This window comes from Aquimarina besae (assembly GCF_042434905.1).
In the GTDB taxonomy this organism is placed as follows: Bacteria; Bacteroidota; Bacteroidia; order Flavobacteriales; family Flavobacteriaceae; genus Aquimarina.
Genome location: NZ_CP170199.1, coordinates 230,876 through 251,889, shown reverse-complemented (window position 1 = coordinate 251,889; position 21,014 = coordinate 230,876). Strand labels below are relative to the sequence as shown.

At 34.9% G+C, this 21,014-nt stretch carries 15 protein-coding genes; 13 read left to right on the top strand and 2 right to left on the bottom strand.

Annotated elements, in window-relative coordinates:
• Positions 1–28: 28 nt before the first annotated feature.
• Complete coding sequence (miaB, locus tag ACE94K_RS01155; RefSeq protein ID WP_378178750.1) at positions 29–1,474, bottom strand: tRNA (N6-isopentenyl adenosine(37)-C2)-methylthiotransferase MiaB; 1,446 nt, start codon at positions 1,472–1,474, stop codon at positions 29–31.
• Between the two features lie 137 nt (positions 1,475–1,611).
• On the opposite strand from miaB, the gene ACE94K_RS01150 reads away from it, so the two are divergent.
• From ACE94K_RS01150 to ACE94K_RS01115, 8 genes are all read left to right on the top strand, one after another.
• Positions 1,612–2,394, top strand: coding sequence for a hypothetical protein (locus tag ACE94K_RS01150; protein WP_378178747.1), 783 nt, complete (start codon positions 1,612–1,614; stop codon positions 2,392–2,394).
• Positions 2,395–2,593: 199 nt separating this feature from the next.
• Entirely contained in the window at positions 2,594–5,095 is a 2,502-nt protein-coding gene (gene topA / locus ACE94K_RS01145) for a type I DNA topoisomerase (RefSeq protein WP_378178744.1), read from the top strand.
• 9 nt (positions 5,096–5,104) lie between these two features.
• Positions 5,105–6,268 (top strand): formimidoylglutamase, encoded by a 1,164-nt coding sequence (locus ACE94K_RS01140; protein WP_378178741.1) that lies wholly within the window; start codon positions 5,105–5,107, stop codon positions 6,266–6,268.
• Positions 6,269–6,378: 110 nt separating this feature from the next.
• Positions 6,379–7,746, top strand: coding sequence for a gliding motility lipoprotein GldK (gene gldK, locus ACE94K_RS01135; protein WP_378178738.1), 1,368 nt, complete (start codon positions 6,379–6,381; stop codon positions 7,744–7,746).
• Positions 7,747–7,841: 95 nt separating this feature from the next.
• The gene (gene gldL, locus ACE94K_RS01130; RefSeq protein ID WP_378178735.1) at positions 7,842–8,468 is read left to right on the top strand and encodes a gliding motility protein GldL; all 627 of its coding nucleotides are present in this window, start codon (positions 7,842–7,844) and stop codon (positions 8,466–8,468) included.
• A gap of 42 nt (positions 8,469–8,510) precedes the next feature.
• Entirely contained in the window at positions 8,511–10,055 is a 1,545-nt protein-coding gene (gldM, locus tag ACE94K_RS01125) for a gliding motility protein GldM (protein WP_378178732.1), read from the top strand.
• Positions 10,056–10,070: 15 nt separating this feature from the next.
• A complete protein-coding gene (gldN, locus tag ACE94K_RS01120; protein ID WP_378178729.1) occupies positions 10,071–10,961 on the top strand; it encodes a gliding motility protein GldN in 891 nt (296 codons plus the stop codon).
• 68 nt (positions 10,962–11,029) lie between these two features.
• Positions 11,030–12,076, top strand: a complete 1,047-nt coding sequence (locus ACE94K_RS01115) for an NAD(P)/FAD-dependent oxidoreductase (protein WP_378178726.1) — start codon at positions 11,030–11,032, stop codon at positions 12,074–12,076.
• On the opposite strand, the gene ACE94K_RS01110 is transcribed toward ACE94K_RS01115, so the two are convergent.
• The gene (locus tag ACE94K_RS01110; RefSeq protein ID WP_378178723.1) at positions 12,068–12,454 is read right to left on the bottom strand and encodes a DUF983 domain-containing protein; all 387 of its coding nucleotides are present in this window, start codon (positions 12,452–12,454) and stop codon (positions 12,068–12,070) included. The two genes, ACE94K_RS01115 and ACE94K_RS01110, sit on opposite strands and share 9 nt — an antisense overlap.
• 56 nt (positions 12,455–12,510) lie before the next feature.
• Here ACE94K_RS01110 and ACE94K_RS01105 point away from each other — a divergent pair, with 56 nt between their 5' ends.
• The 5 genes from ACE94K_RS01105 (at position 12,511) to ACE94K_RS01085 (ending at position 21,012) form a co-directional block, all read left to right on the top strand.
• A complete protein-coding gene (locus ACE94K_RS01105; RefSeq protein ID WP_378178721.1) occupies positions 12,511–14,427 on the top strand; it encodes an ABC-F family ATP-binding cassette domain-containing protein in 1,917 nt (638 codons plus the stop codon).
• A 227-nt stretch (positions 14,428–14,654) separates the two neighbouring features.
• Positions 14,655–15,110, top strand: a complete 456-nt coding sequence (locus ACE94K_RS01100; protein WP_378178718.1) for a MarR family winged helix-turn-helix transcriptional regulator — start codon at positions 14,655–14,657, stop codon at positions 15,108–15,110.
• Between the two features lie 165 nt (positions 15,111–15,275).
• Positions 15,276–16,439: an efflux RND transporter periplasmic adaptor subunit gene (locus ACE94K_RS01095; protein ID WP_378178715.1), complete on the top strand. Its 1,164-nt coding sequence runs from the start codon at positions 15,276–15,278 to the stop codon at positions 16,437–16,439.
• 6 nt (positions 16,440–16,445) lie between these two features.
• A complete protein-coding gene (locus ACE94K_RS01090; protein WP_378178712.1) occupies positions 16,446–19,670 on the top strand; it encodes an efflux RND transporter permease subunit in 3,225 nt (1,074 codons plus the stop codon).
• Positions 19,642–21,012 carry a TolC family protein gene (locus ACE94K_RS01085; protein WP_378178709.1) on the top strand — a complete coding sequence of 457 codons (1,371 nt, stop codon included), beginning with the start codon at positions 19,642–19,644 and terminating at the stop codon, positions 21,010–21,012. Before ACE94K_RS01090 ends, ACE94K_RS01085 begins: the two co-directional genes overlap by 29 nt.
• The last annotated feature ends 2 nt before the right edge of the window (positions 21,013–21,014 follow it).

Genomic DNA, 21,014 nt, shown 5'->3' with positions numbered 1-21,014 from the left:
AATTATATAAGTGGTTTCTTTTTATCGATTAATTATTGTCAGAATACCCTACAGCTTCTCCGATAAGGGTTGCGCTTGTACAGTCATCAATACGTACCATCACAAAATCTCCTATTTTATATTCTCCTTTAGGGAAAACTGCGACAGTGTTTTGGGTATTTCTTCCGCTCCAGTGGGCATCAGATTTTTTAGACTCTTTTTCAATTAATATTTCTACCGTTTTTCCAATATAAGTCTGATGGCGATATTGGCTATGAGCTCTCTGTAATTCAATGATTTCTGCCAATCGTCTTTTCTTTATTTCATGGGGTACATCATCTTCCAATTTACGGGCTGCGAGAGTTCCAGGTCTTTCAGAGTATGCAAACATAAATCCGTATTCATATTTTACGTATTCCATAAGGGATAAGGTATCTTGATGATCTTCTTCGGTTTCTGTAGGGAATCCGGTAATGATATCTTGAGAAATTGCACAGTCCGGAATTAATCGTTTAATATTGTCGATCAGATTAAAATACTCTTGTCTTGTGTGCAAACGATTCATTTCTTTTAAAATACGATCACTACCACTTTGAATAGGAAGATGAATATATTTACAAATATTCTTGTGTTTTGCCATTACTTCAATTACGTCTAGTGTCATATCCTGAGGATTCGATGTTGTAAAACGTAATCTAATTTTAGGATGTTTCTCAGCCACCATATCCAACAGTTTGGCAAAATTAACTGCCGTAGCTTTTTGAAAATCACTAGCTTTTTCGAAATCCTTTTTTAGTCCACCTCCGTACCATAAATAACTATCTACATTTTGTCCGAGTAGTGTGATTTCTTTAAAATGTTTAGAAGCCAGATCGTCTATTTCTTCCATAATACTCTGTGGGTCACGACTGCGTTCTCTTCCTCTTGTAAATGGCACCACGCAAAAGGTGCACATATTATCGCATCCTCGGGTAATAGATACAAAAGCCGAAACACCATTACTTTGTAATCTTACAGGAGAAATATCGCCATATGTTTCTTCCTTAGAAAGGATTACATTCACGGCATTACGACCAGCGTCAACCTCTTCAATTAGATTAGGAAGGTCTTTATAGGCATCCGGACCAACAACAAGATCTACAATCTTTTCTTCTTCTAAGAATTTACTTTTTAATCGTTCGGCCATACACCCAAGAACCCCTACTTTCATTTTCGGGTTGATACGTTTTACCGCATTATATTTTTCGAGCCGTTTTCTAACGGTCAACTCTGCTTTTTCACGAATAGAGCAGGTGTTTACCAAAACTAAATCAGCATCTTCCAGATTTTGGGTAGTGTTGAAACCTTCTTTAGCTAAAATAGATGCAACAATTTCACTGTCGCTAAAATTCATTTGGCAACCATAACTTTCGATAAAAAGCTTTTTGGTGTTTCCTTCTTTCTTGTCTAGAGACAAAGCTTGTCCCTGAATGTTTTCGTCAATAATCTTCTCCATGTATAATAATATCCTTGCCTATTCAATTCAAATAATGTGCAAAGATACTCTTTAAAACGATATATGACAAAGTGGCAGGGTTATATTTGTTTAAATATTTATATTTGAGAAGACTTATTAATTAATCCGAATACCATATGGATGCAAATCAGCTCTTCGAAAAAATAGAAAATTCAAAAAGACTAGATTTTGGTGAAGTTTTATCCAAAAGCTTTGAGATGTATAAAAAAGTGTTTTCTATCGGTGTAGTTCATGCACTTATAATTTTTGCGCTAGCTATTCCTTTTGTTTTAATTATTTATGTACCATTGATACCGTCCTATATAGGAATGATTCAAAATGCTGGTGACCCTTATTATCAACCTACATTTCTGGAAGATTTTTCAATTATAATTGTGGTTGTTTGGATTTTGGTAGTTTTTGTTCTGTCTTTCGTTATGCAAGTCTTAAATATTTCTATTTATGGTCATTTTTTAAAAGTTTTAAAAAATGAAGATTTAGGGATAAAAGAAGAAACAGGAGGTTATTTTTCAATTGCCAAAAACCATTTTGGAAAGATTATTTTGCTTTCTTTGGCAAATATGGGAATAGCTCTTTTAGCAACTTTGGCTTGTTATTTTCCTGTTTTTTATGTGATGGTTCCTTTACAATTGGTAATTCCTATTTTCGTTTTTAATGAGGAATTAAGTATTGAGAATATAATAAAGGCAGCGTTTAAATTAGGTAATAAGTATTGGTTGATCTTTTTTGGATTGATATTTGTTTCCGGAATATTTTCTGCGCTCGGATTAATTGGCTGCTATATTGGTGTTATTGCAACCCTGTTTTTTTCTTATATAGTTACCTATTATATGTATAAAGAAACCATTGGTTTCGGTAATGAAGACGCATCAGAAAGCAGGAACACTATAGTTGAATAATTGAGAAAACAAAACCTGCACTTTGGCAGGTTTTTTTAATATAATTTTTATGAAAAAATTTTGATCTCAAAAAATTGATATACTTTTGTCCTCAGAAGTAAGCCCTTGTGGCTGGGTTATTACCAACTGAAAATGTCTATTAGGGATGCTGTCTGTTAACTAATAAACATCAATTATCAACAGATGAAAAAAAAGGATTATGGCTAAGAATTTAGTGATTGTAGAGTCACCGGCTAAAGCAAAAACAATTGAAAAGTTTCTGGGCAAAGACTATACGGTAGCGTCTAGTTTTGGGCACATTGCAGACTTGCCTGCAAAGGAACTTGGTGTTGATGTTGAAGAAGGTTTTAAACCCAAATATATTGTTTCTAAAGATAAAAAAGATGTAGTTAAAAAGCTTAAAGATCTTGCTAAGAAAGCCGAAATGGTATGGTTAGCAAGTGATGAGGATCGAGAAGGAGAAGCTATTGCTTGGCATCTGGCAGAAGAGCTAAATCTTAATAAAGATAAAACACGTCGAATCGTTTTTCACGAGATCACCAAAAAAGCGATACTAAAAGCTATTGAAAATCCTAGAAGTATTGATTATAATCTGGTAAATGCACAACAGGCAAGGCGAGTATTGGATAGATTGGTGGGGTATGAATTATCTCCTGTTTTGTGGAGAAAAGTAAAAGGAGGATTGTCTGCAGGTAGAGTGCAATCTGTCTCAGTTCGTTTGATTGTAGAAAGAGAACGAGAGATTCTTGATTTTAAACCGTTGGCTTCATATAGGATCGATGCAGAGTTTGCTAATGAGCAAGGAAAGTCTTTTAAAGCAAAACTTCCTAAAAACTTTGATACTAAAGAAGAAGCAGAGGTGTTTTTAAAGAAAAACCTGGGAGCAGATTTTAATATTACAGATCTGACTACCAAACCTGCAAAGAAATCACCAGCACCACCATTTACGACATCTACTCTGCAGCAGGAAGCTTCTAGAAAATTGTACTTCTCTGTGAGTAAGACCATGACGATGGCACAGCGATTGTATGAGGCTGGATTGATTACTTATATGAGAACAGATAGTGTGAATTTGTCTGCTGAGGCTCAAGACGGAGCAAAAGCAGAAATTATTTCTGCATACGGAAAAGCGTATAGTAATCCAAAGCAATACAAAGGAAAGGCTAAAGGAGCACAAGAAGCTCACGAAGCAATCAGGCCAACAGATTTCTCCAGACACACTGTGCCTGTGGATTATGATCAGCAACGTTTATATGAATTGATCTGGAAAAGGGCAATAGCCTCGCAAATGAGCGATGCCAAATTAGAAAGAACCAATGTAAAGATTGGGTCAAAATCACACAGTGAACAATTTGTTGCCAATGGTGAAGTAATAAAATTTGAAGGTTTTCTGAAAGTATATCTAGAAGGAAATGATGATGAGGACGAAGAGCAAGACGGAATTTTACCGGCTATGAAAGTTGGAGAACATTTGTTCAATAATTACATCACAGCTACAGAACGATTTACGAGACCTCCAAGTCGATATTCTGAAGCCGCCTTGGTTAAAAAACTAGAGGAATTAGGCATCGGTCGTCCTTCTACGTATGCGCCAACAATTTCTACAATTCAAAACAGAAATTATGTAGAGAAAGGATCAAAAGAAGGTGAGGAACGCAAATATGTTCAGATAACTCTTACTGGAGATACCATAAAGGAAAAAAAATTAAAAGAAAAAGTAGGTAGTGATAAAGGTAAATTAATCCCTACCGATGTAGGTATGGTTGTCAATGATTTTTTGGTAAATCATTTCTCTTCTATCCTAGATTATAATTTTACCGCTAAAGTAGAACAGGATTTTGATGAAATTGCTGATGGTCAAGAAGATTGGACCCAAGTAATGAAAGAATTCTATGAAGAGTTTCATCCAAAAGTAGAGGATGTAGCACAGAACGCAGAGCGCGAAGTGGGTGAAAGAATCTTAGGAGAAGACCCTGACTCAGGAAAACCAGTAAGTGTTCGTTTAGGGAAATTTGGGCCTATGGTTCAAATAGGTACTGCAGAAGATGAGGATAAGCCAAGATTTGCCAGTTTAGCTCCAGGACAAACATTAAGTAGTATTACTTTTGAAGAAGCAATGGATTTGTTTCAGCTCCCAAAAGAATTAGGGACTTATAAGGGAGAAACCATTGTTGTAAATAATGGTAGATTTGGTCCTTATGTTCGTTTTGGAGATAAGTTCGTGTCTTTGGATAAAGGAGAAGATCCATTAAGTACATCTCTTGATAGGGCAATCGAGCTAATTGATGCCAAAGAAAAAGCAGACGCTCCTATATATACCTACGAAAATTTACCGGTACAAAAAGGAACGGGTAGATTTGGACCTTTTATAAAATGGAATGGAATGTTTATCAATGTCAATAAAAAATATGATTTTGATAATCTTTCCGATCAAGATATAATTCAATTAATTGAAGACAAGAAGCAGAAAGAAATTGATAAGGTTATCCACAATTGGGAAGATGAAGGGATTAGAGTAGAGAAAGCGAGATGGGGTAGAAGCAATATTATAAAAGGTAAAGTTAAAATAGAATTGCCCAAAACAGTGGATGCTACAAAACTTACCTTAGAAAAAGTTAAAGACCTTATCGAAAAGAATGCTCCCAAAAAGAAAGCCCCTGCAAAGAAAAAAACAACAAAAAAGACCACTAAAAAGAAATAGGTTTATTATATGTCTTTAGAATTTCTTGCGCCGGTTAGTGATCTGGTGGCCGCACACGTGGCGTTACTTTCAGATCAAGCATTAGGTAAACAAATTAATATACATACATCTGAGTATGGTATTCCGGATTTGGAAAAAGTTGATGTTGCAATCATTGGTGTTAGAGAAAATAGAAATGATGTCAATTTTCTGGGAGAAGAAGTTCATTTTGATACCATACGTAAATCTTTTTATGATCTCTTTCCAGGTAATTGGGACACTACAATTGTTGATTTAGGAGATATTGTTCCAGGAGAAGAAGTAAGCGACACCTATTTTCTTATGAAAGATGTTTTGTCTGTTTTACTTCAGAAAAATGTGATTCCATTAATAATTGGTGGAAGTCAAGATTTGGTATATGGTCAATATCGTGCTTTCGATATTTTAGAAAGAATGGTAAATCTGGTTAATGTGGATAGCAGGTTTGATTTAGGAAATACATCACAACCTATTACGAATACATCTTTTGTGGGGAAAATTATTGTTGAACAGCCTTATAATCTTTTTAATTATAGTAATATAGGGTATCAGACATATTTTAATTCTCAGGAAGAAATTGATCTTATAGAAAAATTATATTTTGATGCCTATCGATTAGGTGAAGTCATATCTGATATTACCATCGTAGAACCGATTATGCGAGATGCAGATATTGTTTCCATAGATTTGGGAGCAATGAGTTCTACCAGTCTTAATTATCAAGCTGCATCACCAAATGGTTTTAATGGAAGGGAGATCTGTGCTATTGCAAGATATGCAGGAATAAGCGATAAAGTGAAAAGTTTTGGGGTATACGAATTTAAAAATTTTAAGAATGAAGAGACAACGGCATTACTAATCGGACAAATACTTTGGTATTTTATTGAAGGAGTGAATTATAGGTCAAATGAAGGGAATATTAAAAATCAAACGAGTACGCTCCATTATAATGTTCCTGTAGAAAACGAAGTTCTTTCATTTTATAAAAGTCCAAAAACAGAAAGATGGTGGATTGAAATACCATTTATTTCATCTGGGAATAATAAATTGAAAAGACACACGTTATTACCTTGCACATACAACGATTATGAGCGTGCTTGTAATCAAGAAATACCTGAAAGATGGTATAAGGCAAAACGAAAAAACGAAGTTTAACATTTTTATTAGGGAGATTTAAGGTTTTTTTTGGAAAAAAATTGTTTTTCTGGAAATAAATAAATAGGTTTACCACCTTAAATCTCGAAGATCTTAACCTAAAACACGTTATGAAGAAATTTGTATCACTCTTTGCTATTGTAGCACTGCTATATAGTTGTGGCGGAGGAAACCGCGGAGAACTAGTTGGAGTAAAGGGTAAAAAATGGCATCCGGAGAAACCTTACGGAATGGCCCTCATCCCCGGAGGATCATTTATTATGGGTAAATCCGATGATGACAAGGCAGCATTAGCCAATGCACCGACAAAGACAGTTACCGTTCGGTCTTTCTACATGGACGAAACTGAAGTTACTAATAGTGAATACAGACAGTTTGTTCGTTGGGTTCGTGATTCTACCGTAAGGATGAAGTTGGCTATAATGGCTGATGAATTGGGAAAAACTCCTGGAGACGATGGAATCGGAGAATATGCATTTCTTGATGCAAATACCGAGGATATGTCTGTATACGAAAAATATGTTTACGACAACTATAGTGGTACCGGAGAAACTGGCTATGAAGGTCGAAAACTTAACAAAGACATAGATATCGAATGGGATACCGAGGATTATCCAGATGAATTTTACACTGAGGTGATGGATTCTTTGTATATACCATTAGAGGAATCTTATAATGGCAGAAGAACTTTTGATGTGCAAAACTTTAAGTTCAGGTTTACTTGGATGGATATTCAAGCTGCAGCCCGCGCTAAAAAAGGAAGAAGAAAAGATTTCGTTAAAGAAACGGTAATCGAAGTATATCCAGATACTACTGTTTGGATTAAAGATTTTAACTATTCTTATAATGAGCCAATGCATAATGATTATTTCTGGCACAGCTCATATGATGATTATCCTGTAGTTGGAGTTTCTTGGGAACAGGCAAAGGCATTTTGTACCTGGAGAACTATAGAAAAGAATTCATATCAGAAAAAGCGTAACAAAGAGTTTGTAAACTACTTTAGATTACCAACAGAGGCTGAGTGGGAATATGCAGCAAGAGGTGGTTTGGAGTCCGGAACTTATCCTTGGGGTGGACCTTATGCGCTAAATGACAGAGGTTGTTTCTTAGCGAATTTTAAGCCTTTAAGAGGTAACTATGCAGCAGATAACTTCTTGTATACAGTAGAAGCAAAAACATTTGAGCCTAATGATTATAATCTATATAATATGGCAGGTAATGTTTCAGAATGGGTGCAGTCTTCTTACGATCCTGCAGCCTATGAATATGTTTCATCAATGAACCCAAATGTCAATGATGATCAGAACAAGCGAAAAGTTGTGCGAGGAGGATCTTGGAAAGATGTTGCTTATTTCCTACAGGTAAGTACCAGAGATTACGAATACGCAGATTCAGCGAGAAGTTATATTGGATTCAGAACGGTACAGGATTATATGGGTACTGACGTTACTGGAGAAGATAATACGAGAAATTAGAATAAGTCCCAAAATTTATCTATCAAAACCCTAATTACTAACCCTTTTTTAATTTAAGATTTTTAAAAAAATTTAAAAAACTAAACACATTTATTATGGCAAATTCAAAATCAAGCAAGAAATTAATGAACATGGTTTACGGTCTGGGAGCGGCCGTAGTAATCCTTGGAGCGTTATTTAAAATTATGCACTGGCCTTTTGGTAACCAGATGCTGATCATTGGTCTTATTACAGAGGCATTGGTATTTACAGTATCTGCGTTCGAACCTGTGGATGATGATTTAGATTGGTCTTTAGTTTATCCAGAATTAGCTGGAGGATCAAAAAGAGACAAGAAAGAAAAAGAAACTCCAGAAGGATTGTTGTCTAAGAAATTAGATGAAATGCTTAAAGAAGCTAGAGTAGATTCTAGTCTAATGAGTAGCCTGGGAGAAAGTATCCGTAACTTTGAAGGAGCTGCAAAAGGAATTGCACCTACAATTGATTCTATCCAAGGACAGAAAAAATATAGCGAAGAAATGCAAAAAGCTGCTGCTTCATTAGAATCATTAAACAGTTTATATAAGGTTCAGTTAGAATCTTCAGCATCTCAAGCTGAAGCAAATAAAGCTATAGCTGATAACGCTCAGAAACTTAAGGATCAAATGGAAAGCCTTGCTAGTAATTTATCTTCTCTTAATGGAGTATATGGTGGTATGTTAAGTGCTATGAACAGAAACTAGTATTTAACTTAATTTAAAAAATAACTACCAAAATATAGAAATATGGCAGGAGGAAAATTATCACCAAGGCAGAAGATGATCAATCTTATGTACTTGGTATTTATAGCGATGATGGCATTAAATATGTCAAAAGAAGTGCTATCAGCTTTCGGTTTAATGAATGAAAAATTAACTGAGGATAATACGGTTACTACAGAACGTAATCAGGCATTCTTAGGAGGTTTAGCTGAAAAAGTATCAGAGCAACCGGCAAAATATAAGCCTCTTAAGGAGAAAGCTGATATTATCAATGAAAAATCAAATGAGTTTACTGCATATATAGACGATGTAAAAGCAGTTATTCTAAAGGATGTTGACGATCCTACAGATTATCAGGTAATGGATAAAAATGCTGTTCTTGACGAATACTTTTTTGCAGGAGGAAATATTACTCCATCAGGTAAAGAATTTATCCAAAAAGTGGATGACTACAGAAATTCTGTAAGTGAAATGGTAAAAGAACAATATCCTGACATTGCAGCTGATATCCAAAAAGAATTTTCAACAGCGCAAGTTGAGAATAGGGATAAGGTGATGGTTGATTGGTTAAAATATAACTATGAAGGATTTCCTATGATCGCATCTATAACAAAGCTTACTCAGTTACAAAATGACGTAAAATCTACTCAGAGTAAAGTGTTATCTGCAATGTTATCAGGGCAATTACAATCAGAAGTATCTTTATCAAACTTCGAGGCAATTGTAGTTCCAGACAAAACAGCCTTCTTTAGTAGCGATAATTTTAAAGGACGTATTATCTTAGGTAAAAAAGATAAAACCTTAAAAGCGCATAAAGTAGTAGTTAACGGTAAAGAACTTGATGCAGAATCTATGCAAGAAGGACAGACTCTTTTAGAGTTCCCTGCTGGAAATGTTGGTGAAAGAGAGATCAAAGGAGAGTTTCAGTTTAAAGAAGGTGATTCTATTGTAACTATTCCTATTGAAAGTTCTTATGCCGTAATTCCTAAACCTAATTCTGCGGTTATCTCTGCAGATAAGATGAACGTGGTATATCGTGGAGTACAGAACCCAATGACGATTTCTATTCCTGGTGTACCTACTGTTAATGCTACAGCACCTGGTCTGAAAAGGTCTAGTGGAGCTGGTAAATATGTGATGGACGTAACTACGGTAAAAGCCAGAGAGGTTGCTATTAAGGTTAGTGGTAAATTACCAAATGGTAGCTCAGTAAGCGATAGTAAAAAGTTCAGAATTAAAGATATACCAAGACCTGTAGGAACTGTTAGAGGTGAAGATGGTAACATTAAAATGTCTAAGAGTGGGTTAGATAAGGCTTCTATTGGAGCGATTCTACCAGACTTCGATTTTGACATTAAATTAGATGTTACTGGTTTTAAATTTAAAGTAGAAGGACAACCTACTATAAATGTAAGAGGTCGTAGGCTTGATTCTAGAGCTAAATCTGCTCTTAAGAAAGCAAAACGAGGTTCTTCGGTTCAGGTAATTGATATCACTGCACAGTTAAAAACCAACAAAGGATATAAACTGAAGAAAATATCTCCGGTTATCGTTGAATTAACGAACTAAAATAAATTAAGAATTATGAATTTGAAAAATTTGTTATTAACTGTTTTTGGCCTATTCGTGACCTTGTTTTCATTTGGTCAGGCTAACATTCTAAATGCTGATAGCCCCGAAGATATCGGAAAGAAAACAATTGAGCAGATTCAGTTGGATAATGATCTTCCGTTAGAATACGGGTATGTTGATGAGCGTGATGTGCTCTGGGCAAAAACAACTTGGGAGACAATTGATCTTGATGAGCGTATTAACTTCCCTTTATATTATCCAATTGATACGGTTAATATTGGAGCGGATAGACGTGCATTGTATGATGTGTTGCTCACAAATGTTAAAAATGGTAAGATTAAGAAAATTTATGCAGATTCATATTTTACAGAGACCAGAACATTAAGTGATCTTAGTAGTACATTGTCTAAAATCGATACACTTGATTTAGGATATGAGCAATATAATGCAGGTGAGCCAGTTGATCCGCAATATATTGAAGTAACTTCAATTGGTGCTGCTGATATCGCCGAATATCAAATTAGAGGATATTGGTATTTTGATAAGCGTCAGGGAGAATTAAGATATCGATTATTGGGTATTGCCCCTGTGGCACCGGATGTAAACTTCCTAAATGATGATGAGCCGGATATGGTACCATTATTTTGGGTTTGGTATCCGGATGTAAGAGAGATCCTTCATAAGGCTAAGGCTTTTAATAGAAAAAATACTTCTATGCCTTTTACTTATGACCACGTGCTCAATGCAAGACGATTTAATTCTGTTATTTATAAAGAAGATAACATTCAGGGTGACCGAGAAGTTAATGACTATATTATAGATAACGCGCTTATGCAATTGCTGGAAAGCGAGAGAATTAAAGAGAGTATCAGAAATTTCGAAATGGATATGTGGAGTTACTAAAACTTTGATGTTTCTAAATAATATACAAACGCTCAACATTTTTGTTGGGCGTTTTTTATTTTTGATCTATGGTAGATTATATAGTTGTTGGATTTGGATTGGCAGGATTGGCCTTCGTAGAGAAATTGGAAAATAACAATAAATCGTATGTGATTTATGAAAATTTTTCTCAGAATTCTTCCAGAGTAGCTGGTGGATTGTACAACCCCGTAATTTTGAAACGATTTACAGCGGCATGGTTAGCTTCAGAACAAATGACGTTGGCAATTCCGTTTTATAAAAAAATCCAAGATACTCTAGCAAAACCTTTAGTTTCTGAACTTTCTGTTTTACGAAGATTTAATAATGTTGAAGAACAAAATCTATGGTTTGAAGCTTGTGATAAACCTATCCTCAGTGAGTTTCTTTCTTCCGATTTAGTTAAAAACGAAAATAGTGCTTTAGATGTTTCTTTTCATTACGGAAGAGTAGAAGATACTGGAAGGATCGATGTAAAAGAGATGTTGGCATTATATCTGCAATTCATAGAAAAAAAGAATCGACTAAAAAAAGAATCTTTTAAGTACGATCAATTAGAAGTTTCAGAGGATTGTATCACCTACCAAGACATTAAGGCTAGAAATATTGTTTTTTCTGAAGGATATGGAGTTAAGAATAATCCTTTTTTTAACCATTTGCCTTTAAATGGAAATAAAGGAGAATATATAACTATCCATTCAAAGGAACTTAAACTAAAGGAGGCTGTAAAATCATCGATATTTATTATTCCACTAGGAAATGACCTATATAAAGTAGGAGCTACTTATAACAATCAGGATAAAAATCAGACGATTACAGCATCTGCCAGACAAGAATTACAAAACAAATTAGAACGTTTTCTAAAGGTACCATATCAAATAGTAGATCAGGAAGTAGGAATAAGGCCAACGACCAGAGATCGAAGACCGTTGGTAGGCACCCATTCCAAGTATAAAAATATGCATATTATGAATGGACTTGGTAGTCGGGGTATCTTAATAGGTCCCTATGCGGCAGATAAACTCTACGACTATATTGAAAATAAAAAGCCTCTGGATAAAGAGATTGACATAAAGCGTTTTGAAGGATTACGATAAGTCTTTCTTCTTTCCGTAATGCATAAAAATATTAATCCAGATATTTCTTGATATTCTCAGGATTATTGGAAAAAAGATAATAAGGGTGCCGACTATGGCAAAAAAAGTATGAAGTAGGCCCATTTTAAGAAATAAATGACCAATGATGAAGGCAGCTACAGCAAAAGCGATTCCTACACCGTAACTTACATACATCGCTCCATAAAAGAAAGAAGGTTCTATCTTATATTTAGTATTGCAATGACTACACCGTTCGTGCATTTGAAATACTTTTCCTAATTTATAAGGATTTACTTCCTTATACATACTTTCATTCTGACATACAGGACACGTACCTGTAAAGATACTGTAGATTTTAGTTCCTTTTAAGAAGCTCATAGTTCTTTTATTCTATTACAAAATTAGTCATCTTTGCAGAAAATATTCAAAAGCTGATGTTAAACATACACAACCTTTCAATTTCATTTGGAGGAGAATATCTTTTCGAAGAAATAGCCTTTAGATTAAGTGCAGGAGACAGAGTAGGTCTAGTAGGAAAGAATGGAGCGGGAAAATCCACAATGCTAAAGATTTTATCTAAAGAACAAGAACCGGATTCTGGTCAGATTGCTATGGATAAAGAAGTAAAGATTGGCTTTTTAAAACAAGATATTGATTTTGTTTTAGGAAGAACGGTGTTAGATGAGTCATATGAAGCATTTACAGAAATCAAAAAGATAGAGAGAGAAATTGATGCGATAAACGAACAACTTGCCGAGCGCACGGATTATGAAAGTGAAAGCTACAGTCAGCTGATAACAGATTTAAGTGATCATACGCATCAATATGAGATTCTTGGTGGGTACAATTATCAGGGAGAAACCGAAAGAATACTGCAGGGTTTGGGGTTTACAAGAGAGGATTTTGACAAGCTTACAGATACTTTTTCAGGAGGTTGGCGTATGAGAATTGAATTGGCAAAACTCTTATTACAAAATAATGATATTCTATTATTAGATGAACCAACAAATCATTTGGACATAGAATCGATCATATGGCTGGAGAACTTTTTAAAAAATTATCCCGGTGTGGTGGTGATCGTTTCTCATGATAAAATGTTTTTGGATAATGTAACCAATAGGACGATCGAAATATCATTAGGACGAATTTATGATTACAACAAACCTTATTCAAAGTATTTGGTACTTCGAAAGGAGATAAGAGACCAGCAGTTAGCAGCTCAAAAGAACCAATCAAAACAAATAGAGCAAACTGAAAAACTCATAGAAAAATTTAGAGCTAAAGCTACAAAAGCTTCTATGGCACAATCCCTTATCAAAAAGTTAGATAAGGTAGAACGTATAGAAGTGGATGAAGATGATAATGCTGTAATGAATATTAGTTTTCCCGTGAGTGTTCAGCCCGGTAAAGTGGTAATCGAAGCAGAGAAGGTAGGTAAACGCTATGGCGAAAAAGAGATTCTAAAGGATATTAATTTATTAGTAGAACGAGGTTCGAAAACGGCATTTGTAGGTCAGAACGGCCAAGGAAAATCCACCTTAGCAAAAATCATAATAGATGAAATATCACATACCGGTAGTTTAAAACTAGGTCATAATGTGCAAATAGGATATTTTGCTCAGAATCAATCAGAATATCTGGATGGAGAGCTAACTATTCACGATACCATGATTCATGCTGCAAATGAAAAAACACGAAGTAAGGTCCGGGATATGCTCGGAGCATTCCTGTTTAGAGGAGATGATGTAGATAAAAAGGTAAAAGTCTTATCTGGTGGTGAGCGCAATCGATTGGCTCTATGTAAAATGCTTTTAGAACCTTTTAATGTATTGGTTATGGATGAACCAACCAATCATCTAGATATTAAATCCAAGAATATCCTGAAAGAAGCACTCAAGAGTTTTGAGGGGACATTGATTTTGGTATCACATGATAGGGATTTTCTACAGGGATTAACAAATACTGTCTATGAATTTAAAAATAAACAAATCAAAGAATATCTTGGAGATATCGACTATTATCTGGAACAAAGAAAAGTAGATGATCTTCGTGAGATCGAAAAGAAAGATAAGCAGGAAAAGCCTGCTTTAGATACTAAAGAAACAGCAAAGCAATCGTACGAAACCCAAAAAAAATTAAAATCGCTCAATAATAAGCTCAGTAATGTTGAATCAAAGATCAATAAAATTGAAAAAGAGATCAAAGAGATTGACGTGGAGCTCGCAATAAATTACGATCAAACCATTGCACAACCTAATTTTTTTGATAAATACCAGGCAAAAAAGGATCAACTAGCCTCATTGATGGAAAAATGGGAAATACTGCAGGAAGAAATAGATACACTATCGTAAAATCATTATTGGGAAATAAAATTAAAAGATTATCTGAAAATGGGAGTGTAAAATGCGACTCTTATATTTCAAATGGCACTATTTTAAAGATACTTGAATTTGAGAATGTTACCTTAAGGTTAAGATCAGGTAAATCCAATATTTAATAATAATTTTTTGCCGTTTGTATCAGGTCCAACTGGATATTTATGAATATTTTTGCAGTTGTAAATTAAATTATACAATGTATGAATGATACAAAAGCCATCGATTTAAATGCCCATGCTTTGTCTTGGATTGGAAAGATTCATTACGATTTTGGTTTTTTAGTTCAGAAAGCATTTAGCGAACATGGATTAGATTTATCAAAGGAGCAATGGAGTGTTTTGAAGCGTTTAAAAGTAAATGATGGACAACCACAAAATGATTTGGCTTTTATTACTCATCGAGATAAGACTTCTATGACCAGATTGGTAAATACTATGGAAAGTAAAAATCTGGTAGTTAGAAAAAGCGATGAGAATGACAGAAGAGTGAATAGGATTTTTTTAACTGATTATGGTAAAGAGGTTATAGAAAAGGTTATTCCGATTATGTACAATCTCATCCCCGCAGTTCAAGAAAGCCTGAGTGATGAAGAAATTGAAAATTTGATTAATGCACTAAAAAAAATTAAAGCTAAAATTGCTGATATAGCAGATTAATCAAACTAAAGAGTATAAATAGTAAAAAGGCATCTAATCATTTTAGATGTCTTTTTTAGTTTTAAACAGTGGATTGTTTTTTATGAGTTCTTTAACTGCAACAAACGTCGGTTGTTGATAGATTTGTGTAACTTTTTAAGTCACAGGCTTAAACAAAAATAATCTATGAGAAACATTATACTTGGTATACTTGGTTTAGTGCTTATTGTTGGAGCTTTATTTGGTGCCAAAAAATTAATTGATAGTAAAACGCGTATAAAACCTAGGACTGCTAAAGTGGTAAAAACCGTTTTTGTGGATACGGTTAAAAATGGTGCTGTTCCCATTAGAATTAGCGCTAATGGTAATTTGATAGCTAAACGAAGGTTAGAATTGTTTTCTGAAGTACAAGGAGTTTTTAAGGGTGGTTCTAAACTTTTTAAAACCGGTCAACAGTATCAAAAAGGACAAACTTTAATCAGAATAGATGCTTCAGAGTATTATGCATCTGTACAATCTGCCAAAAGTAATCTCTATAACCTAATTACCTCTATAATGCCTGATTTAAGATTGGACTATCCTGATATTTACATCAAATGGCAAAATTATCTAACAAACTTCGACATTAACAAAACAACTCCAGAACTTCCGGAAACTTCTTCAGAAAAGGAAAAGTATTTTATCACTGGTCGAAATATTTATACAACTTATTACAATGTAAAAAACCTAGAACAGCGATTGTCGAAATATATAATTTCTGCACCCTTTTCCGGAGTGTTAACAGAAGCGTTAGTTACAGAAGGGACTTTGATTCGTCAGGGACAAAAACTAGGAGAATTTATTGATACCAGTGCATATGAAATCGAGGTGGCTGTTGGAAAAGAATATTCTGATTTATTAAAGATAGGAGAATCAGTGATACTTACAGACCTTGATAAATCAAACTCTTATACAGGTATTGTAACACGAATAAATGGTAGTGTAGATCAGGCAACACAAACAATTACAACTTTTATTGAGGTCAAAGATGCTTCATTAAAAGAGGGGATGTATTTAGAGGCAAATTTAAACGCCAGAAAAGCGGAAAACGCTATAGAGATTGATCGTAATTTGCTACAGGAAGGTGACCAGATTTTTGTGGTTAGAGATAGTATTCTTGATATGATTAATGTGAGGCCTGTACACTTTTCTGATAAAAAAGTGGTATTATCAGGAGTTCCTGATGGGGATGTGATTCTAAACAAGCCCGTACCCGGGGCATATGCCGGAATGTTGGTAAAAGTATATCAGGATAAAGCAAAGAAAACTACCGCTGCTGATAGTAATGTAATCAGTACAAATTCCAAATAAGTAATTATGCGTAAGATTATTTCTTATTTCATCAGATATCACGTTGCTGTCGATGTGATTGTAATAGCATTTATCGTATTTGGAGTTTATGGAGCACTTTCACTAAAGTCATCTTTCTTTCCACTTACGGATTCTAAAAACATTAGCATTAGCGTGGTGTATCCCGGTGCTTCACCCCTAGAAGTAGAAGAAGGGATTATTCTCAAAATAGAAGATAACCTTAAAGGATTAGCAGGTGTAGAACGAGTAACATCGACCTCTAGAGAAAATAGTGGTAGCATTAATGTTGAAATCGAAAAAGGAAAAGATATCGATTTTATGCTTCTCGAAGTGAAGAATGCTGTAGATAGAGTGCCAACGTTTCCCACAGGAATGGAACCTATTGTAGTATCTAAACAAGAAGCTATCAGGCAGACGATAAACTTTTCGGTAAGCGGTAACGAAATACCTTTGGGTACATTAAAACAAATCGCACGGCAAATTGAAAATGATCTTAGAGCAATTGATGGTATATCACAGATTGGTATTAGTGGATATCCAGATGAGGAAATTGAGATCGCTGTCAATGAAAATAATCTATTGGCATATAGGCTTAGTTTTAATGAAGTCGCACAGGCTGTAACCCAGGCAAATATTTTAACTACCGGAGGTACTATTAAAACAAATGCAGAAGAGTATCTCATTCGTGCAAATAATCGATCTTATTATGCTAATGAACTTGCAAATTTGATCATACGTGCAGAACCTTCCGGAAGAACCATCAGATTAAAAGATGTTGCCCAAATTAGAGATCGTTTTTCTGAATCTCCAAATGCATCTTATTTTAATGGTAACTTATCGGTTAATATAGAAATAACCAGTACGAATACCGAAGATTTGATTTCTTCGGCAGAAAAAACAAAAGAATACATAAAAGAATTCAATGAAAAGTATAATAATGTTCAGCTTAACGTAATTAGTGATCGTTCTATTACTTTAGTACAACGTACCAAACTGCTTACAGAAAATGCGATTATCGGAATGCTGTTGGTACTGGTTTTCTTATCCTTGTTTCTAAATACCCGTCTAGCATTTTGGGTGGCTTTTGGCTTGCCGATTGCCTTTTTAGGAATGTTCGTTTTCGCAGGATATTTTAATGTAACCATTAATGTATTATCGCTTTTCGGGATGATCATTGTTATTGGTATTTTAGTAGATGATGGTATCGTAATAGCCGAAAATATCTATCAACACTACGAAAAAGGAAAAACTCCAATACAGGCAGCGATTGATGGTACAATGGAAGTGATTCCGCCAATCGTTTCTGCAATTTTGACGACTATTATAGCATTTGGAATTTTCTTGTTTTTAGATGGTCGTATTGGTGATTTCTTTGGAGAGGTATCCGTAATCGTGATTCTTACCCTAGCGGTCTCATTGGTAGAAGCTTTAATCATTCTCCCGGCCCATTTGGCCCATTCTAAAGCTTTAAGAGCAGAAGATAACAAACCTAAAAGAGGGATAGCAAAATTATTTTCGAAACTGCGTTATGTCAATACCTTTGGAGATAAGATCATGCGATGGTTACGTGATAATATGTATAGCCCTACCCTTGGGTTTGCTTTAAAACATAAATTCTTTACTTTTTCAATCTTTATAGTAATTCTCATATTTACCATCGGCAGTGTTGGTGGAGGTATTGTAAGGACTTCTTTTTTTCCTCGTATTGCCAGTGATGTAATATCGGTGGATTTAGGGATGCCTAATGGAACGAATGAAACGATAACGGATTCTATTATTTCTATGATAGAAGAAAAAGCTTGGATCGTTAATGAAGAATTAAGCAAAGAATATTTAACCGGAGAAGATTATGAAGGCAAAAAATTATTTGAAAATATTATAAGGAGTATTACCTCGTCTTCAAATGCTTCTTTAAGGATCAATATGTTACCGGGAGAAGAACGCCCAAATGAATTAAATTCTGGATTAGTAGCGAATCGCATTCGGGAAAAAGTGGGGCCTGTTTTCGGGACAGAACGACTGATTTTTGGATCAGGTGGAAATTTTGGAGGAAGTCCGGTTTCAGTGTCTCTGTTAGGAAGTAACATAAAAGAATTAAAAGCAGCCAAAGAAGAATTTAAAACAGTGTTGGAAAATGACTCCAGGTTAAAAGACGTTGCGGATAACGATCCGGCTGGGATTAAAGAAATAAGGTTAGAACTCAAAGAAAGTGCATATGCATTAGGTCTTAATTTAAGAGACGTAATGGCGCAGGTAAGAGGTGGTTTTTTCGGAGTACAGGCACAACGATTTCAACGAGGCCAAGATGAAATACGTGTTTGGGTTCGTTATGATCGAGAAAATCGATCTTCTATCTTGGATCTCGATAATATGCGAATTTCTACGGCTTCAGGAGAGCGAGTACCTCTAAATGAAATTGTAGACTATTCTATTGAAAGAGGAGATGTAGCAGTAAACCATTTGGATGGTAGACGAGAAGTTCAAATATCCGCGGACTTAAAAGATCCTGAGACTACAAGTTCTACAGATATTTTAGACGAAATCAGATCTGTGATCATGCCAGAAATTATCGCAAAATATCCTACAGTTACTCCATCGTATGAAGGTCAGAATCGAGAAGCTGGTAAATTTCTTGGATCACTTGGTCCTGTTGGTCTAACAGCCCTAGCGCTGATTTATATTACGATTGCATTTACCTTTAGAAGTTATAGTCAGCCATTGCTGCTTTTGCTTCTGATACCGCTTAGCCTTCCAGCTGTTGCATTGGGTCATTGGATTCACGGTTTTCCGATTAATATATTGTCTTTACTGGGTATTATTGCTCTAATAGGAATCATGGTTAATGACGGATTGGTACTTATCGGAAAATTTAACAGTAATCTAAGGGATGGAATGACATTCGACAATGCAATTTTTGAGGCTGGGAAATCTCGTTTCAGAGCCATATTTCTAACATCCTTAACTACTATTGCAGGATTAGCACCGTTAATTTTTGAGGAAAGTCGCCAAGCAAAATTTTTAATTCCCATGGCAATCTCAATAGCGTACGGAATTGGGTTTGCAACTGTACTTACTTTACTGGTACTACCATTATTTTTGTCGTTTAGCAACAAGTTGAAAGTAGGGACCAAGTGGTTGGCCACAGGTAATAAAATAACCAAAGAAGAAGTAGAACGCGCTATAAAAGAACAAAAAGAGGAAAATGAAGAGCAACTCGAATTACAAGCATAGATATATAACCGGATTTATGTTGTTATTATTTATGGTCGGAAGCAACATTTTTGCCCAAAAGTTAAGTAAACAGGAAGCTATTAGACTAACCTTAGAAAATAACTATGGAATCCTAATAGCTACTAATAATATAGAAGCTGCTAAAAATAACAAAGGAATATTAAACTCAGGTTATTTACCAACCTTGGCCGCAAATGCAGGTGCAAATTATCAGGAGACATCTTCTACTACTTCATTTCCTGGGGCAATTAATCCGGATACAGGACTTCCAAGGGAAGATATTGAAATCTTAGGTGCCGAAACACAGCGATATAATGCTGCTCTCAATCTTAATTATACCCTGTTTGATGGTCTAGGACGTTATTATAATTACAAAAGATTAAAGGAACAATATAATCTTACAGGCTTGCAGGCAAGAGAAACCATAGAGAATACATTATTGCAGTTGTTTTCTGTGTACTATGAAGTAGCACGCCTTACTGAAAACGAACAAATTTTGGAAGAAACTTTACGTATTTCCAAAGAACGTGTAACCCGATCGAGTTATCAATTTGAATATGGACAAAACACGAAGCTGAATGTTCTAAATGCAGAGGTAGATGTAGCAAATGACAGTATTAATCTATTGAATTTAAAGCAGCAGTTAAGGAATACCAAAAGAGATCTAAATGTGATTGTTGACAATCAGTTGGAAAAACAGTTTACAGTAGACACTATTGTTAGTTTCATTTCAAGATTAGAAATTGATAGTTACTTGGAAAAGTCAATTGAAAATAATGTGACGCTATTACAAAATGAAGCTAATATTAGGATAAGTGATTACGACCTAAAAGTAAGTAAATCCGGATATTTACCAACGGTGGGTTTAACCGGATCTTATGGCTGGAACGAAAGTAGAAATCCACCCTCTGCGTTTTTTCCAGGAAATATCGGAGATACATATACATTGGCAGCAGGTGTTAGTTTAAGCTGGAATTTGTTTGATGGTGGTGGAACAATTACTAGAGTTAAGAATGCCAAAATTGCTTTAGATAATCAGGAATTAGCAAAAATGCAAGTAGCGCAACAGGTAAAAAGAGATATTGCAAATGCTTTGGGTAATTATGAAAATCGTTTAAAGGTGTATGAAATACAGCAACAAAATGTCCTGACCAATCAAAACAATTTTGAGCGCTCTAAAGAACGATTTAATTTAGGTCAAATCACCTCTATAGAATTTAGACAAGCTCAAATTAACCTGATACAAGCCCAAACCAATAAAACGTTGGCAAAATATGATGCTAAGTTAGCTGAGTTGCAATTGCTACAACTCACAGGTCAATTATTAAATATTGAATTTTAGTT

Excerpts from the sequence above, each read along its gene's own strand:
- ACE94K_RS01105 (WP_378178721.1), top strand. The coding sequence starts at position 12,511 with ATGTTAAACATACACAACCTTTCAATTTCATTTGGAGGAGAATATCTT.
- gldM (WP_378178732.1), top strand. The coding sequence starts at position 8,511 with ATGGCAGGAGGAAAATTATCACCAAGGCAGAAGATGATCAATCTTATG.
- ACE94K_RS01090 (WP_378178712.1), top strand. The coding sequence starts at position 16,446 with ATGCGTAAGATTATTTCTTATTTCATCAGATATCACGTTGCTGTCGAT.
- gldK (WP_378178738.1), top strand. The coding sequence starts at position 6,379 with ATGAAGAAATTTGTATCACTCTTTGCTATTGTAGCACTGCTATATAGT.
- ACE94K_RS01150 (WP_378178747.1), top strand. The coding sequence starts at position 1,612 with ATGGATGCAAATCAGCTCTTCGAAAAAATAGAAAATTCAAAAAGACTA.
- miaB (WP_378178750.1), bottom strand. The coding sequence starts at position 1,474 with ATGGAGAAGATTATTGACGAAAACATTCAGGGACAAGCTTTGTCTCTA.
- topA (WP_378178744.1), top strand. The coding sequence starts at position 2,594 with ATGGCTAAGAATTTAGTGATTGTAGAGTCACCGGCTAAAGCAAAAACA.
- ACE94K_RS01110 (WP_378178723.1), bottom strand. The coding sequence starts at position 12,454 with ATGAGCTTCTTAAAAGGAACTAAAATCTACAGTATCTTTACAGGTACG.
- gldL (WP_378178735.1), top strand. The coding sequence starts at position 7,842 with ATGGCAAATTCAAAATCAAGCAAGAAATTAATGAACATGGTTTACGGT.
- gldN (WP_378178729.1), top strand. The coding sequence starts at position 10,071 with ATGAATTTGAAAAATTTGTTATTAACTGTTTTTGGCCTATTCGTGACC.
- ACE94K_RS01140 (WP_378178741.1), top strand. The coding sequence starts at position 5,105 with ATGTCTTTAGAATTTCTTGCGCCGGTTAGTGATCTGGTGGCCGCACAC.
- ACE94K_RS01100 (WP_378178718.1), top strand. The coding sequence starts at position 14,655 with ATGAATGATACAAAAGCCATCGATTTAAATGCCCATGCTTTGTCTTGG.
- ACE94K_RS01115 (WP_378178726.1), top strand. The coding sequence starts at position 11,030 with ATGGTAGATTATATAGTTGTTGGATTTGGATTGGCAGGATTGGCCTTC.
- ACE94K_RS01085 (WP_378178709.1), top strand. The coding sequence starts at position 19,642 with ATGAAGAGCAACTCGAATTACAAGCATAGATATATAACCGGATTTATG.
- ACE94K_RS01095 (WP_378178715.1), top strand. The coding sequence starts at position 15,276 with ATGAGAAACATTATACTTGGTATACTTGGTTTAGTGCTTATTGTTGGA.